Annotated in this window: 14 protein-coding genes and 1 tRNA gene; 12 read left to right on the forward strand and 3 right to left on the reverse strand. The window is 72.0% G+C overall.

All coding sequences use genetic code 11. The annotated features are described in order from the left end of the window. The 7 genes from Q8R60_15935 to Q8R60_15965 all read left to right on the forward strand — a co-directional run. A partial coding sequence (locus tag Q8R60_15935) for a DsbA family protein (GenBank protein ID MDP3713967.1) occupies nucleotides 1-582 on the forward strand: 582 nt, incomplete at its 5' end. 19 nt (nucleotides 583-601) lie between these two features. Next, entirely contained in the window at nucleotides 602-2,380 is a 1,779-nt protein-coding gene (gene metG, locus Q8R60_15940) for a methionine--tRNA ligase (GenBank protein ID MDP3713968.1), read from the forward strand. After that, on the forward strand, nucleotides 2,377-3,204 hold the full coding sequence (locus Q8R60_15945; protein MDP3713969.1) for a TatD family hydrolase: 828 nt from the start codon (nucleotides 2,377-2,379) through the stop codon (nucleotides 3,202-3,204). Before metG ends, Q8R60_15945 begins: the two co-directional genes overlap by 4 nt. A gap of 287 nt (nucleotides 3,205-3,491) precedes the next feature. Next, nucleotides 3,492-4,643, forward strand: a complete 1,152-nt coding sequence (locus Q8R60_15950; protein ID MDP3713970.1) for a ubiquitin-like domain-containing protein — start codon at nucleotides 3,492-3,494, stop codon at nucleotides 4,641-4,643. Further along, the gene (gene rsmA, locus Q8R60_15955) at nucleotides 4,644-5,468 is read left to right on the forward strand and encodes a 16S rRNA (adenine(1518)-N(6)/adenine(1519)-N(6))-dimethyltransferase RsmA (protein MDP3713971.1); all 825 of its coding nucleotides are present in this window, start codon (nucleotides 4,644-4,646) and stop codon (nucleotides 5,466-5,468) included. A 44-nt stretch (nucleotides 5,469-5,512) separates the two neighbouring features. After that, complete coding sequence (locus Q8R60_15960; GenBank protein ID MDP3713972.1) at nucleotides 5,513-6,430, forward strand: 4-(cytidine 5'-diphospho)-2-C-methyl-D-erythritol kinase; 918 nt, start codon at nucleotides 5,513-5,515, stop codon at nucleotides 6,428-6,430. After that, nucleotides 6,430-8,202: an ABC-F family ATP-binding cassette domain-containing protein gene (locus Q8R60_15965; GenBank protein MDP3713973.1), complete on the forward strand. Its 1,773-nt coding sequence runs from the start codon at nucleotides 6,430-6,432 to the stop codon at nucleotides 8,200-8,202. The genes Q8R60_15960 and Q8R60_15965 overlap by 1 nt, the downstream gene beginning before the upstream one ends. On the opposite strand, the gene Q8R60_15970 is transcribed toward Q8R60_15965, so the two are convergent. The 3 genes from Q8R60_15970 to Q8R60_15980 are packed head-to-tail and all read right to left on the reverse strand — an operon-like array spanning nucleotide 8,199 to nucleotide 10,260. After that, nucleotides 8,199-8,588 (reverse strand): DUF4234 domain-containing protein, encoded by a 390-nt coding sequence (locus Q8R60_15970; GenBank protein MDP3713974.1) that lies wholly within the window; start codon nucleotides 8,586-8,588, stop codon nucleotides 8,199-8,201. The two genes, Q8R60_15965 and Q8R60_15970, sit on opposite strands and share 4 nt — an antisense overlap. Before the next feature lie 47 nt (nucleotides 8,589-8,635). Next, the gene (locus Q8R60_15975; protein MDP3713975.1) at nucleotides 8,636-9,226 is read right to left on the reverse strand and encodes a TetR/AcrR family transcriptional regulator; all 591 of its coding nucleotides are present in this window, start codon (nucleotides 9,224-9,226) and stop codon (nucleotides 8,636-8,638) included. A gap of 26 nt (nucleotides 9,227-9,252) precedes the next feature. After that, nucleotides 9,253-10,260, reverse strand: coding sequence for an acyl-CoA desaturase (locus Q8R60_15980; protein MDP3713976.1), 1,008 nt, complete (start codon nucleotides 10,258-10,260; stop codon nucleotides 9,253-9,255). 136 nt (nucleotides 10,261-10,396) lie between these two features. Here Q8R60_15980 and Q8R60_15985 point away from each other — a divergent pair, with 136 nt between their 5' ends. The 5 genes from Q8R60_15985 (at nucleotide 10,397) to Q8R60_16005 (ending at nucleotide 14,726) form a co-directional block, all read left to right on the forward strand. After that, on the forward strand, nucleotides 10,397-11,284 hold the full coding sequence (locus Q8R60_15985) for a hypothetical protein (GenBank protein ID MDP3713977.1): 888 nt from the start codon (nucleotides 10,397-10,399) through the stop codon (nucleotides 11,282-11,284). A gap of 22 nt (nucleotides 11,285-11,306) precedes the next feature. Beyond that, nucleotides 11,307-11,378 (forward strand) — tRNA-Gln (locus Q8R60_15990). Between the two features lie 125 nt (nucleotides 11,379-11,503). Beyond that, the gene (gene glmU, locus Q8R60_15995) at nucleotides 11,504-12,928 is read left to right on the forward strand and encodes a bifunctional UDP-N-acetylglucosamine diphosphorylase/glucosamine-1-phosphate N-acetyltransferase GlmU (GenBank protein MDP3713978.1); all 1,425 of its coding nucleotides are present in this window, start codon (nucleotides 11,504-11,506) and stop codon (nucleotides 12,926-12,928) included. Then, entirely contained in the window at nucleotides 12,925-13,905 is a 981-nt protein-coding gene (locus Q8R60_16000) for a ribose-phosphate diphosphokinase (GenBank protein MDP3713979.1), read from the forward strand. The genes glmU and Q8R60_16000 overlap by 4 nt, the downstream gene beginning before the upstream one ends. Nucleotides 13,906-14,045: 140 nt before the next feature. Then, nucleotides 14,046-14,726 carry a 50S ribosomal protein L25/general stress protein Ctc gene (locus tag Q8R60_16005; GenBank protein ID MDP3713980.1) on the forward strand — a complete coding sequence of 227 codons (681 nt, stop codon included), beginning with the start codon at nucleotides 14,046-14,048 and terminating at the stop codon, nucleotides 14,724-14,726. Nucleotides 14,727-14,745: the final 19 nt, after the last annotated feature.

The raw sequence follows: 14,745 nt of genomic DNA on the forward strand, positions 1-14,745 counted from the left end.
TGGTTCGACCCGCTCTGCCCGTTCGCGTGGATCACGTCGCGCTGGATCCTCGAGGTCGAGCAGGTTCGCGACATCGAGGTGAAGTGGCACGTGATGAGCCTGGCGTACCTGAACAAGGACAAGGACATCCCGGAGGAGTACCGCGAGCTGCTTGCTCCGGCCTGGGGACCCGTCCGGGTGCTGATCGCCGCGTCCGTCAAGCACGGCGACGAGGTGCTGTTCCCGCTCTACAACGCCTTCGGGACCCGGATCCACCACGACCAGCAGCCGATCGACCGGGCGATGGTCGAAGCAGTGCTGGCCGAGGTCGGCCTCGAGCCGGAGCTGGCCGACGCGATGGACGACTCCTCGCTCGACGAGGCGGTCGCGAAGTCACACCACGAAGGCATGGACCAGGTCGGGGACGACGTCGGTACGCCGACCATCGCGATCAACGGCGTCGCGTTCTTCGGTCCCGTGCTCGGCGCCATCCCTCGCGGCGAGGAGGCCGGCAGGCTCTGGGACGGTGCCGTCGCGCTCGCGGCGTACCCGCAATTCTTCGAGCTCAAGCGGTCCCGGACCGGCGGTCTGGACTTCAGCTGAGCGCCACTAGGATTCGGGCATGACCCGAGTCCTCTCCGCCGTTGCCTGGCCGTACGCGAACGGGCCGCGCCACATCGGCCACGTCGCCGGCTTCGGCGTGCCGTCCGACGTGTTCAGCCGCTACCAGCGGATGGTGGGCAACCGGGTCCTCATGGTCAGCGGCACCGACGAGCACGGCACCCCGATCCAGGTGCAGGCCGACCGGGAGGGCGTGACCGCGCGCGAGCTCGCCGATCGCTACAACCGCGTCATCGCCGAGGACCTGCAGGGCCTCGGGCTGACCTACGACCTGTTCACCCGCACGACGACGCGCAACCACTACGAGGTCGTGCAGCAGGTCTTCCGGGCGCTGCACGCCAACGGCTACGTCGTCGAGCGCTCGCAGCTGTCGGCGATCGACCCGAAGACCGGACGCGGGCTCCCCGACCGCTACGTCGAGGGCACCTGCCCGATCTGCGGCGACCCCGGGGCGCGCGGCGACCAGTGCGACAACTGTGGCAACCAGCTCGACCCGCAAGACCTCATCGACCCGCGCTCCAAGATCGACGGTGCGACGCCGACGTTCGTCGAGTCGGCGCAGTTCTTCCTCGAGCTGCCGGCCTTCGCCGAGACCCTCGGGGCGTGGCTCGACGAGCGCCGGGGCTGGCGTCCCAACGTGCTGAAGTTCAGCCGCAACCTGCTCGAGGACCTGCGGCCGCGCGCGATCTCGCGCGACCTCGACTGGGGCGTCCCGATCCCGCTGCCCGGGTGGGAGGACCGCACCGACAAGCGGCTCTACGTCTGGTTCGACGCGGTCATCGGCTACCTGTCCGCGTCGATCGAGTGGGCGCGCCGCACGGGCGGGTCGTGGGAGGACTTCTGGCACGCGGGCGGTGCCGAGGGCTTCTACTTCATGGGCAAGGACAACGTCGTCTTCCACTCCGTCATCTGGCCGGCCATCCTGCTCGGCGCGTCCGGCAAGCCCGCCGGGGCCCCTGGGACCTACGGCGAGCTGGACCTGCCGTCGGAGGTCGTCTCCAGCGAGTACCTCACGATGGAGGGCAAGAAGTTCTCCTCGTCGCGGTCGGTGGTCATCTACGTCCGCGACGTGCTGGAGCGCTACGGCCCCGACGCGATCCGCTACTACCTGTGCGTCAACGGCCCGGAGTCGAGTGACACCGACTTCACCTGGGAGCAGTTCGTCACGCGCAACAACACCGAGCTCGTCGCGGGCTGGGGCAACCTCGTCAACCGCACGATGTCGCTGGTGCACAAGAACATCGGCTCGATCCCCGCGGCCGGAGACCTCACCGACGACGACCGCGCGGTGCTCGACGCCTCCCGCGCGGCCTTCGACGCGGTCGGTGGGCTGCTCGACGCCAACCAGCTCAAGGCCGCGGTCAACGAGGCGATGCGGGTCGTCGGCGAGGCCAACAAGTACCTCTCCGACCAGGCGCCGTGGAAGCTCAAGGACGAGCCGGAGCGCCGGGCGACGGTGCTGCACGTCGCGCTGCAGCTCATCGACGACGCCAAGACGCTGCTCACGCCGTTCCTCCCGCACTCGTCGCAGAAGGTCTTCGCGATGCTCGGCGGGCAGGGCGACTGGGCGGGCTTCCCCGAGCTGCGCGAGGTCGACGACCTCGACGGCGGTCCGTCGTACCCCGTCCTCATGGGTGACTACGACGCGGCGCAGGCGCGCTGGGAGTCGCGCCCCATCTCGCCCGGGGTCGTCATCGGCGAGCCGGTACCGCTGTTCGCGAAGCTCGACCCGTCGGTGGTGGCCGAGGAGCTCGAGCGGCTCGAGGCGGCCGCGCAGTGAGCCGGGGATCGCGCAGCGCCGAGGAGGCACCGCCGGTCCCCGAGCCGCTGGCGGTCGCCGTCGGGGACAGCCACTGCCACCTCGACATCATGGGGACCGACGTCGACGAGGCGCTCGCGGTCGCGCGCTCGGTCGGCATCGACGTGGTCGTGCAGGTCGGCGTCGACGTGGAGAGCTCGAGGCTGTCGGTCGACCTCGCCGCCCGCTACGACCAGGTCCACGCCGCGGTCGCGCTGCACCCCAACGAGGCCGGCCGGGGTGCGGCGACCGACGAGGCACTGCGCGTCATCGAGGCGCTGGCCGCGCTGCCGCAGGTGAAGGCGGTGGGGGAGACCGGGCTCGACTTCTTCCGCACCGAGTCGGTTGACGGCCACCGGCTGCAGGAGGAGTCCTTCCGCGCCCACATCGCGATCGCCAAGGCCGCGGGCAAGGCGCTGGTCATCCACGACCGCGACGCTCACGACGACGTGCTGCGCGTCCTCGCCGACGAGGGCGCCCCCGACACGGTCGTCTTCCACTGCTACTCCGGCGACGCCGCGATGGCCCGGGTCTGCGCCGACGCCGGCTACTACCTGTCCTTCGCCGGGCCGGTGACCTTCAAGGCCAACGACGACCTCCGGGAGGCCGCGACCGTCTGCCCGGTCGACCGGCTGCTGGTCGAGACCGACGCGCCTTTCCTCACCCCGATGCCCTACCGCGGCCGGCCCAATGCGCCCTACCTGGTGCCGCTCACCGTCCGCTCGCTCGCTGCGACGCTCGGCGCCGACGTCGACGAGTTGTGTGCGGCGATCGCTTCCAACGGGGCCCGGGCCTTTGACTACTGACCCCTGAAACGGACACAAAGGCACGGACCAGGACACCGGGTGATCGGACTCACAGGCTGGTCTGATGAAGGCTCCGACCTGCGGTTTCACCTCCCGAGCGACGGTCGGGACGTCCATAACCGGGCAATCCGGGCTTGGCGGGAGGCCTGGACCCCGTTACGGTCGCCTCCAGTAGTCGCCGGAGTCGGGGAAGCTCCAGTGGCGGTCGCACGAGCGCGGACCCCCGTCCGGGCCCGACTGGGGCTGCCGCCGTCCCCGTGGCCGGACCGCGCGATCATCGGAGATCCGTGCCCGTCAGCCCCGCCCTGCCCGCCGTGTCTGTCCAGGCACTCCGGGCACGCGTCAAGCGCCCTGCCGTCCTCGTCCTCCAGGCGGCCACCCTGCTCGCCCTCGTCGGCGGCACCGTCGGCTGGGGTCTGACCGAGAAGACGGTGCAGCTCTCCGTCGACGGCCAGGTCCGCGAGGTGAGCCTGCACGGCGACACCGTCTCCGACGTTCTCGACGAGGCCGGGCTCGAGGTCGGGGAGCACGACCTGCTCGCCCCCTCCGTCGACACCGCGGTGACTGAGGGCGCGACCGTGGCCCTGCGCCGCGGCCGCGAGCTGCGGCTCGTGGTGGACGGCGTCGAGCGCAGCGTGTGGGTGACCGCGGCGTCGGTCGCCGAGGCGCTGGACCAGATCGGCCTAGGCGACCGCCGCGCCTTCCTGTCGGCGAGCCGGTCGCGCAGCATCGGCCTCGAGGGCCTGTCGCTCGAGGTCCGGCTGCCCAAGGACGTCGACATCCTCGTCGACGGCAAGGTCAAGGAGATCAGCACGACCGCGCTGACCGTCCGCGACGCCCTGATCGAGGCCGGTGTGGTGCTGCGCCCGAAGGACCGCCTCACTCCGGCCCGCGCGGTGCCCGTCGTCGACGGCCTCGCGATCACGGTCGCCCGGGTCGACGGCAAGCGCGTCACCGAAGACTTCCCGATCGCATTCAAGACGGTTCGCAAGGACTACTCCTCGCTCTTCAAGGGCGAGACGAAGGTCCTGCAGCGCGGCCGCCACGGCGTCCTGCGCCGGACCTACACCGTCGGTCTCGTCGACGGCAAGCGCGTGAGCAAGCTCATGAGCCGCGAGGTCCGGGTCTCCGAGCCGGTCGAGCGCATCATCGCGGTGGGCACCAAGCCGCGGCCGTCGTACGGCAGCCGCTCCGTCTCCGGCGCCGACGACCTCAACTGGCCGGCCCTGGCCCGCTGCGAGTCCGGCGGCAACCCGCGCGCCGTGTCCTCCGGCGGCACCTACCGCGGCCTCTACCAGTTCTCGATGAGCACCTGGCGCGGCGTCGGAGGCAGCGGCGACCCGATCGATGCGAGCTCCGCGGAACAGACCTACCGCGCGAAGCTGCTCTACAAGCGGTCCGGCCGCAGCCCGTGGCCGCACTGCGGCCGCTACCTGTAGGTGCTGCTCACCGCTCCTGAGATCCGGGCGCTCGCCACCCGGCTCGGGGTCCGCCCGACCAAGTCGCTCGGGCAGAACTTCGTCATCGACCCCAACACCGTGCGCCGCATCGTGCGCACTGCCGGGGTCCGTCCCGACGACGTCGTCGTCGAGGTCGGACCCGGGCTCGGGTCGCTGACCCTCGGGCTGCTCGCCGAGGCCGCCCGGGTCGTCGCGGTGGAGATCGACCAGGTGCTCGCGGCCGAGCTGCCGCTCACCGTGGCGGCGCGCGCACCCGAGCTGCTCGAGCGCTTCGAGGTCGTGACGATGGACGCGCTGCGGCTCGAGAGCGTCCCCGGCCCACCGCCGACGGCCTTCGTCGCGAACCTCCCCTACAACGTCGCCGTCCCCGTCCTGCTGCGGCTGCTCGAGAAGCTGCCGACGCTGCGGACCGGTCTCGTCATGGTGCAGGCCGAGGTCGCCGACCGGCTCGTCGCGCCGCCCGGCTCCAAGACCTACGGCGTTCCTTCGGTCAAGGCGGCGTGGTACGCCGAGGTCAGCCGGGCAGGCAGCATCGGCAGGTCGGTGTTCTGGCCGGCCCCCCACGTCGACTCCGGGCTGGTCGCCTTCACCCGGCGCGAGCCACCCCCCGGCGACCGGCTCGCGACCTTCGCCGTCGTCGACGCCGCGTTCGCCCAGCGGCGCAAGACGCTGCGGGCCGCGCTCGCCGGCTGGGCGGGCGGCGCGGAGGCCGCGGAGGCCCGGCTGCGGGCCGCCGGCATCGACCCGCAGGCCCGAGGCGAGGTGCTGTCCGTCGAGGACTTCGCCCGACTCGCCTCGACGTAGTTGCCTCCTAGACTGGAGCCGTCACCCCACCGAAGGAGCGCACCATCCGCCAGCCCGTCGACCGCGTGACGGTGCGTGCTCCCGCGAAGGTCAACCTGCACCTGTCCGTGGGCCGGCTGCGCTCCGACGGCTACCACGACCTCACCACGGTCTTCCACGCCGTCGGGCTCTACGACGAGGTCGTGCTGACCCGCGCCGAGTCCCCATCCGTGACCGTCACTGGTGAGGGCGCCGGCAGCGTCCCGCTCGACAGCAGCAACCTCGCGCTGCGGGCCGTGGAGCTGCTCGCCAAGGAGACCGGCAACGACCCGGGCGTCTCGGTCCGCATCGACAAGGGCATCCCGGTCGCCGGTGGCATGGCCGGTGGCTCTGCCGACGCCGCGGCCGCCCTCGTCGGCTGCGACGCGCTGTGGGGCACGGGCCTGTCCCGCGACGCGCTCGAGTCCGTCGGGGCCCGGCTCGGCAGCGACGTGCCCTTCGCGCTGCACGGCGGCACCGCGCTCGGCACCGGCAGGGGCGAGCGGCTCACCCCGGTCCTCGGTCACGCCAGCTGGTCGTGGGTCGTGGCGCTCGTCGACGGCGGGCTGTCGACGCCCGCGGTCTACCGCGAGCTCGACCTGCAGCGGGCCACCGGCCCGGTCACCGTCGTCGGCGACCCGGCCGACGTGCTCGCCGCGCTGCGCTCCGGTGACCCCGAGGCGCTCGGGGCCGCGCTCTCCAACGACCTGCAGCGGGCGGCGATCTCGCTGATGCCGTCACTGCGGCGGCTGCTCGACACCGCGCTCGACCTCGGCGCCCTCGGCGCGGTCGTGTCCGGCTCCGGTCCGTCGGTCGTCATGCTCGCCCGCGACGACGGCCACGCCGTCGCCCTCGCCGCCGCGCTGTCCGGCCAGGGCATGGCCCGCGCGGTCCGCCGTGCCGACGGCCCGGTCCACGGCGCCCGCGTCGTCGAGGCGGTCTGATGGCCGGCAACCCCCGCAACAACCTGGTCAGCCTGGAGAAGGTCACCGTCGCCCACGGCACCAAGCTGCTGCTCGACGAGGTCTCGCTCGGTGTCTCCGAGGGTGACCGCGTCGGCATCGTCGGCCGCAACGGCGGCGGCAAGACCACCCTGCTCAAGACACTGCTCAAGGTCGAGGAGCCGCACTCCGGCCGGGTCACCCACTCCGGCAGCCTGCGGGTCGGCGTCCTCACCCAGGACGTCCGGGTCGACGCGACGGCCACCGTGAAGGCCGCCGTCGTCGGCGACGCCGCCGAGCACACCTGGGCCGGCGATGCCCGGGTGCGCGAGGTCCTCGACGGCCTGGGCCTGCACGACCTCGGCATGGACGCCGTCATCGGCACCATGTCCGGTGGCGAGCGCCGCCGGGTGGCCCTGGCGGCGCTGCTCATCCAGGAGTGGGACCTGCTTGTCCTCGACGAGCCCACCAACCACCTCGACGTCGAGGGCGTCGCCTGGCTCGCCGCCCACCTCAAGGGCCGGTCGCCGTCGCAGGCCCACCTCGTCGTCACCCACGACCGGTGGTTCCTCGACGAGGTCAACAACGCCACGTGGGAGGTCCACGACGGCGTCGTCGACTCCTACGTCGGCGGCTACTCCGCCTACGTCCTCGCCCGCGCCGAGCGCGACCGGATGGCGAGCGTCACCGAGCAGAAGCGCGTCAACCTCGTCCGCAAGGAGCTGGCCTGGCTGCGTCGCGGCCCGCCCGCCCGCACCAGCAAGCCGCAGTTCCGCATCGACGCGGCCAACGCGCTCATCGCCGACGTCCCGCCGGTCCGCGACGACGTCGCGCTGCAGCGCTTCGCCACGGCCCGGCTCGGCAAGAGCGTCTACGACGTGGAGTCGGTCTCGCTGGCCTTCGGTGACCGGGTGCTGCTGCGCGACGTCACCTGGCACGCCGGTCCCGGCGACCGCATCGGCGTCGTGGGCGTCAACGGCGCGGGCAAGTCCACCCTGCTCAAGCTGCTCGTGGGGCAGCAGTCACCGGACGCCGGCGCGGTCAAGGTCGGTCAGACGGTGAAGCCGGCGTACCTCTCCCAGGAGGTCGCGGAGCTCGACCCGATGCTGCGGGTGCTCGAGGCCGTCGAGGCCGTCGCCGGGTCGGTCGACCTCGGCGGCAAGCCGGTCGGGGCCTCGTCGCTGTGCGACCGCTTCGGCTTCACCGGCAACGCCCAGTGGACGCGGGTCGGCGACCTGTCCGGTGGCGAGCGTCGCCGGCTGCAGCTGCTGCGGCTGCTCATGAGCGAGCCCAACGTGCTGCTGCTCGATGAGCCCACCAACGACCTCGACATCGACACCCTCAACGCCCTCGAGGACGTCCTCGACGGCTGGCCGGGCACGCTGCTGGTGGTCTCCCACGACCGCTACTTCCTCGAGCGGGTCACCACCACGACCATCTCGCTCATGGGCGACGGGTCCGTGAAGGCGCTGCCCGGCGGCGTCGACGAGTACCTCGCCAAGCGGGTCAAGCACGCGGCAGCCACCCCGTCGGGGGGCCCGACGAAGGGTCCGTCGTCGGCTGCGGACGAGCGGGTCGCGAAGAAGGAGCTGCAGCGCCTCGAGCGGGCGCTGGTCAAGCTCGACGGCCGCGAGCAGAAGCTGCTCGCCGAGCTCGCCGACAAGGCCGCCGACTACGAGGCCGTGGCCGCGCTCGACACCGAGCTGCGCGCCGTGCGAGAGGAGAAGGCGACCACCGAGGACGCCTGGCTGGAGCTGTCGGACGCGCTCTCCTAGACCGCGCCGTGGGCCTTCCAGTACTCGTTGAGGGCTCCGTTGGTCTTCACGAACCACACGATCGGCAGGACCAGCAGCAGGGCGCCCGGGACCACCCAGAGCCCGGTGAGAGCACTGACCGGCTTCGGACGGCCGCCGCGCTCGTAGAGGGCACCCACCTCGGCGCTCGAGAGGAACGGCGAGGCGAAGCCGACGAAGAAGGCGATCAGCAGGGCGATGCCGCCGCCGATGCCGTTGCCGGTCTGGCGCTTCATCTCGTCGTGGGTCACGTAGTACCAGTAGAGGCCGTAGATGCCGAAGGTGACGACGAACAGCAGGATGCCGACACCCGTGCCGCGGACCTTCCCGGCGGGGAGGGTGGAGGTGGTGGCGGCGTACTCGGTCATGGGGCTCCTCCAGGCGTCGGGGCGCGACCGTACCGACTCCGGCGGCGTCAGGTGGTGAGGCGCGGGTCGGTCTCGAGGCGGGACAACCCGTGCCAGGCGAGGTTGACCAGGTGGGCCGCGACCTCGTCACGGCTCACGTCGCGGTGCTCGGCCCACCACTGGCCGACGAGGGCGACCTGACCGACCAGCGCCTGCGAGTAGAGGCCGGCAAGCGCGGTCCGGAATCCGCGGGCGGCGAACTGGCGGTCGAGGATGTGCTCGACCCGCTGCGCCACGTCGCTGATGATCGTCGCGAAGCCGCCGGTGCTGCTCGGCACCGGTGACTCGCGCACGAGGATGGAGAAGCCCTCGCTGGAGTCCTCGACGTAGCGGAGCAGCGCCAGGGTCGCCTGCTCGAGCAGCACCCGCGGCGAGTCGCCCGACAGCGCGGCCTCGAAGTCGCGCAGCAGCATGCGCACCTCTCGGTCCACGACCTCGGCGTAGAGCCCGTCCTTGCCGCCGAAGTGCTCGTAGACGACCGGCTTGCTCACCCCGGCGCGGCTCGCGATCTCCTCGACGGAGGAGCCGTCGAAGCCGCGCTCGGCGAACAGCGACCGGCCGACGTCGAGCAGCTGGTCGTGGCGCTGGGGTCCCGTCATCCGCTGCCGGACGACGGGGGCCGCGGTCAGGCCGCGCGCCGAGGTGCGCGTCGGGCGGCGAGGCGCTCGGGCTTGGGCCAGCGCACGTCGTGGACGAGCCCGAGCTTCTCCATGCCCCGGATCATCTCAGCGCTGGAGTCCCACTGGAAGCGGTCGACGCCGTGACGCGCCGCGGTCGGGTCCGCGTGGTGCAGGTTGTGCCAGTTCTCGCCCATCGAGATGAAGGCCAGCGGCCAGTAGTTGGTCGCCCGGTCCGGCGTCTGGAAGGGCCGGTTGCCGACGGCGTGGCAGATCGAGTTGATGGCCCAGGTCGCGTGGTGAAGCACGCCGACCCGGATGATGCTGCCCCAGAAGAAGGCCGTCAGCGCGCCCTCCCAGGAGCCCGCCCACAGCCCACCGACGAGCGGCGGCAGCAGCAGGCTGATCGCCACCCACAGCGGGAAGAGCCGGTTGACGCGCGCGATGTCGTCGTCCTTGAGCAGGTCGGGGATGAAGCGCTTCTGGTCGGTCTGCTCGACGTCGAACAACCACCCGATGTGGGCGTGCCACAGGCCCTTGAGCAGCGCCGGGATGCTCTCGCCGTAGCGCCACGGCGAGTGCGGGTCGCCCTCGCGGTCGCTGTAGGCGTGGTGGCGGCGGTGGTCGGCGACCCAGCGGTTGACCGGGCCCTCGATCGCCATCGAGCCGGCGATCGCCAGGCCGATGCGGGTGCGCCGTCCGGCCTTGAAGGACCCATGGGTGAAGTAGCGGTGGTAGCCGACGGTGATGCCGTGGCCGGTGATCGCGTACATCACCGCGCTGATGACGACGTCGCGGTAGGACAGGCCGTTGCCCCACAGCACGAAGCCGGCCGCGACCACCGCGAGCAGCGGCACCGCGATGAAGACACCGAGCGCGATCTGCTCCGCGCGGGCGCGCGCCTTCGTCTTCGGGATGGCCTGCAGCGGCCGCGCGACGTCCTCGTCGTAGGTGATCGTGCTGATCGGGGCGCCATCAGGCGCGGTCAGCGGGCCGGTCTCGACTGTCTGCGTCACGGGCTCGTTCCGGGTCTCGGTGTGCGGGTCAGGGGTTGGGCTACGACTCCGTAACCTACGGCACCGTAGGTTGTGCCCCGTTGCCTGTGGGTGAACACCTCGGGTTTGTCGGTGTCCTGCGTCAGCGTGCTCGGCCATGAGGCGCAAGGACGAGGAGCAGGCCCTGGCCGCCCAGCTGCGGGCCGAGGGCAGGACGTACGACGAGATCGCCGCGGAGCTGGGCGTCTCCAAGGGGTCGCTGTCGCTGTGGCTGCGCGACCACCCCCACCCCGACCCGGTCCGCGACCGCCCACCGGGTGCGCTCGGAGCCGAGCGGCCCGACTGGGCCGGCGACGTGCCCACGAGGACCGCGGACCGGCGGGAGCTCGCCCGCGAGCTGCGCCTCGACGGCTGGCTGCTGCGCGAGATCGCCGAGCTGCTCGGGATCTCCGTGCGCCCTGTGCACCGCTACGTCGCCGACCTGCCGGTCCCTGCGCGAGCCAGGCACGGCGGCACCGACGAGCACATGGCGATGATGCGTCGGGCCCGGTGGGACAGGTTGCTCGCCGAGCGCGACGTCGAGCGACAGGCCGAGAAGGCCGCTGCGGCTGCCGGTGTCGGGCCGCTGTCGCGCCGCGAGCTCCATCTCGCGGCTGTCACGGCCTACTGGGCAGAAGGTTGCAAGGACAAGCCGTGGCGAAGGCACGAACGAGTCATCTTCATCAACAGCGACGAAGGGATGATCCGGCTCTGGCTCGCGTTCCTCGACGACCTCGAGTGGCCGCAGGAGCAGCGTCGCTACCGGGTCGCTATCCACACGTCGGCTGATGTCACGGCTGCGACGGCGTGGTGGGCGTCGGTCGTCGGCGTGCCGGAGGACCGGTTCAGCCGGCCCACGCTCAAGCGTCACAACCCCAAGACCGTTCGGCACAACACAGGGGTCGACTACCGCGGCTGCCTGGTCGTCAGCGCGTTGCAGGCTCGAGTGCTCTACCAGCGCATCGCGGGCACCTGGACAGGGATCGTGGCCGCGGTGGCACCATGACCATAAGGTCCCCTCGGGGTCGTCCGCTGTGGTGTAACGGCAGCACTGCTGATTTTGGGTCAGTCAGGTCCGGGTTCGAATCCTGGCGGCGGAGCACGAAGATCCCGGTTCACATGCCTCGACGTGGCCCGTCGGAGGCCGAGGGGCTGGCCGGTAGGATCGGGGTCGCGCCGGGCATCCCGGTGCTTCCCCGCACCGCCCCGCTAGGAGCCCGCCGCTGTGACCGACGCGCGCGCCGCCGTCGCGGCCGTCGTCGTGCTGGCCGCCGGTGAGGGCACCCGGATGCGCAGCGCGACGCCGAAGGTGCTCCACGAGCTCGGCGGCCGCAGCATGCTCGGCCATGTCGTCGCCGCGGCCCAGGCGCTCGCACCGCAGCACCTGGTCGTCGTCGTCGGCCACGCCCGCGAGCAGGTCAGCGAGGTCCTCGCTGCTCTGGACCCCGAGGCCCGCCCGGTCGTGCAGGAGCAGCAGAACGGCACCGGCCACGCGGTGCGGGTCGCGCTCGAGGCGCTGCCCGAGCTGTCCGGCACCGTCGTCGTGGTCCCCGGCGACGCCCCCCTGCTGACCGCCGCCACGCTCGGCGCCCTGGTCGACCAGCACGTCGGCGCGGGAGCGGCGACCACCCTGCTGACCGCCGTCCTCGACGACGCCACCGGCTACGGCCGGGTCGTACGCGACGCCGCAGGTGCCGTCACCGCGGTGGTCGAGCACAAGGACGCCGACGAGGCGACCCGCGCGGTCCGCGAGGTCGCGACCAGCGTCTACGCCTTCGACGCGGCCCACCTCGCGGCGGCGCTGTCGAGCCTCACGACCGACAACGCCCAGGGCGAGGAGTACCTGACGGACGTCGTCGGGATCCACCAGGCCAAGGGCCTCGGGGTCGAGGCCCACGTCGCGGCGCACGCCCCGGAGACGATGGGCGTCAACGACCGGGTGCAGCTCGCCGAGGCCGCGCGCCACCTGCGGGACCGCATCAACGAGCGCCACCTGCGCGCCGGGGTCGCCATCGTCGACCCGGCCACGACCTGGATCGACGCGACCGTCGAGCTCGAGCCCGATGCCACGGTCCTACCCGGCACCCAGCTGCACGGCGCGACCGTCGTGCGCGCCGGCGCCACCGTCGGGCCGGACACGACCCTGCGCAGCACGACCGTCGGCGAGGGCGCTTGCGTCGTACGCAGTCACTGCGACCGCGCTGAGATCGGGGCCGGCGCGAGCGTCGGGCCCTTCTCCTACCTGCGACCCGGTGCCGTCCTCGGCGAGGGCGCGAAGGTCGGGGCCTACGTCGAGGTGAAGGCCAGCACGATCGGCGCGGGCAGCAAGGTGCCCCACCTGTCCTACGTCGGCGACGCGACGATCGGCGAGCGCAGCAACATCGGCGCGGGGACGATCACGTTCAACTACGACGGCGTCAGCAAGCACCGCACGACCATCGGTGACGACGCCCGGGTGGGTGGCAACAACAGCCTCGTGGCGCCGATCGAGATCGGCGACGGGGCCTACACGGCCGCGGGCAGCACCCTCACCAAGGACGTGCCGCCCGGCGCGCTCGGGGTGGGGCGCGCGCAGCAGCGCAACGTCGAGGGCTGGACCACACGGACCGGCAGGACGCGCAACACCGACACGGGGGAGCCCACGCAGTGACCGGCCTCGAGATCGAGTCCCGCAAGAACCTCATGCTCTTCACGGGCCGGGCCTACCCCGAGCTCGCGGCGGAGGTCGGCGCCGAGATCGGCGTCGCCCCCGTGCCGACGAGCGCCTACGAGTTCGCCAACGGCGAGATCTTCGTGCGCTTCGAGGAGTCGGTGCGCGGCTGCGACGCCTTCGTGCTGCAGAGCCACACCTCGCCCATCAACACCTGGGTCATGGAGCAGCTGCTCATGGTCGACGCGCTCAAGCGCGCCTCAGCCAAGCGCATCACCGTCGTCATGCCCTTCTACCCCTATGCCCGTCAGGACAAGAAGCACCGCGGTCGCGAGCCGATCAGCGCCCGCTTGATCGCCGACCTGTTCAAGACCGCCGGGGCTGACCGCCTGATGGCCGTCGACCTGCACACCAGCCAGATCCAGGGCTTCTTCGACGGCCCGGTGGACCACCTGTTCGCCTTGCCGATCCTCGCCGACCACGTCCAGCGCAAGTGGGGCTCCGGCAACGACCTCGTCGTCGTCTCGCCCGACGCCGGCCGGGTGCGCGTCGCCGAGCGCTGGACCGACCGGCTGGGCTGCGGTCTCGCGATCATCCACAAGCGCCGCGACCCCAACGTCCCCAACGAGGTCAAGGTCGGCGAGGTCGTCGGTGACGTCGCCGGCAAGACCGCGATCCTCGTCGACGACATGATCGACACCGGCGGCACGATCACCAAGGCCGCCGACCTGCTCTTCGAGAACGGCGCAGCCGACGTCATCGTCACCGCCACCCACGGCGTGCTGTCCGGTCCGGCCGTGGACCGCCTGAAGAACAGCCGCATCTCCGAGGTCGTGCTCACCAACACGCTGCCGATCGAGGAGGACCGCCGCTTCGACAAGCTCACGCTCCTGTCGATCGCGCCGCTCATCGGTCGCGCGATCACCGAGGTCTTCGAGGACGGCTCGGTCACCTCGCTGTTCGACGGCGCCGCCTGACCGACCGGCCCCGGCGTAGCCCTCCCGACCGCGGGGAGGGCCCGCGCGGCGGACGGCTAGACTCTGCGGCTGCGCCTTCGCGCGCCCACTCACGCCAGCGCTGACGTCAGCACCCCGCACCACCATCGAGGAGTTCCACCGTGTCCGAGGTCCGCATCGCCGCCGAGCCCCGCACCGAGTTCGGCAAGGGCGCAGCGCGCCGCGTGCGCCGGGCCGACAAGGTCCCCGCCGTGCTCTACGGCCACGGTGACAAGCCGCGCCACTACTCCCTGCCGGGCCACGAGCTCATGCTCGCGCTCAAGCACGACCCCAACGCGCTCCTCGCGCTGCAGACCGCCGACGGCGAGCAGCTCGCGCTGCCGAAGGTCGTCGTCCGCGACCCCATCAAGGGCTCGCTCGAGCACGTCGACCTCGTCGCCGTCCGCAAGGGCGAGAAGGTCACCGTCGAGATCCCGGTGCACCTCGTCGGTGAGGCCGTCCGCGACGTCATCGTCGACCAGCAGCTGCAGACCCTGACGCTGTCGGCCGAGGCCACCCACCTCCCGACCCACATCGACGTCGACGTCGAGGGCAAGGACGCCGGCTTCACCATCACCGCCGGCGACGTCGCCCTGCCCCAGGGCGCCGAGCTCATCGGTGACGCCGACGCCGTCGTCGTGCAGGGCCTCGCCGCCCCGACCGCCGAGGCCCTCGAGGCCGACCTGGCCGCTTCCGACGCCGAGACCGGTGCGGGCGCGACCGACACCGGTGCCGAGGCGACCGACGGCGACGCTGCCGACGACGCTGCCGGCGACGCCGCCGAGGACTCGACCGAGGCCTAGCAGCTGCTCTTCCGCCGGA

It is taken from the genome of Mycobacteriales bacterium (assembly GCA_030697205.1).
Taxonomy (GTDB): Bacteria; Actinomycetota; Actinomycetes; order Mycobacteriales; family SCTD01; genus JAUYQP01.

Coding starts and splice junctions, on each gene's coding strand:
- metG (MDP3713968.1), top strand. CDS start 602: ATGACCCGAGTCCTCTCCGCCGTTGCCTGGCCGTACGCGAACGGGCCG.
- Q8R60_15965 (MDP3713973.1), top strand. CDS start 6,430: ATGGCCGGCAACCCCCGCAACAACCTGGTCAGCCTGGAGAAGGTCACC.
- Q8R60_15970 (MDP3713974.1), bottom strand. CDS start 8,588: ATGACCGAGTACGCCGCCACCACCTCCACCCTCCCCGCCGGGAAGGTC.
- Q8R60_15975 (MDP3713975.1), bottom strand. CDS start 9,226: ATGACGGGACCCCAGCGCCACGACCAGCTGCTCGACGTCGGCCGGTCG.
- Q8R60_15985 (MDP3713977.1), top strand. CDS start 10,397: ATGAGGCGCAAGGACGAGGAGCAGGCCCTGGCCGCCCAGCTGCGGGCC.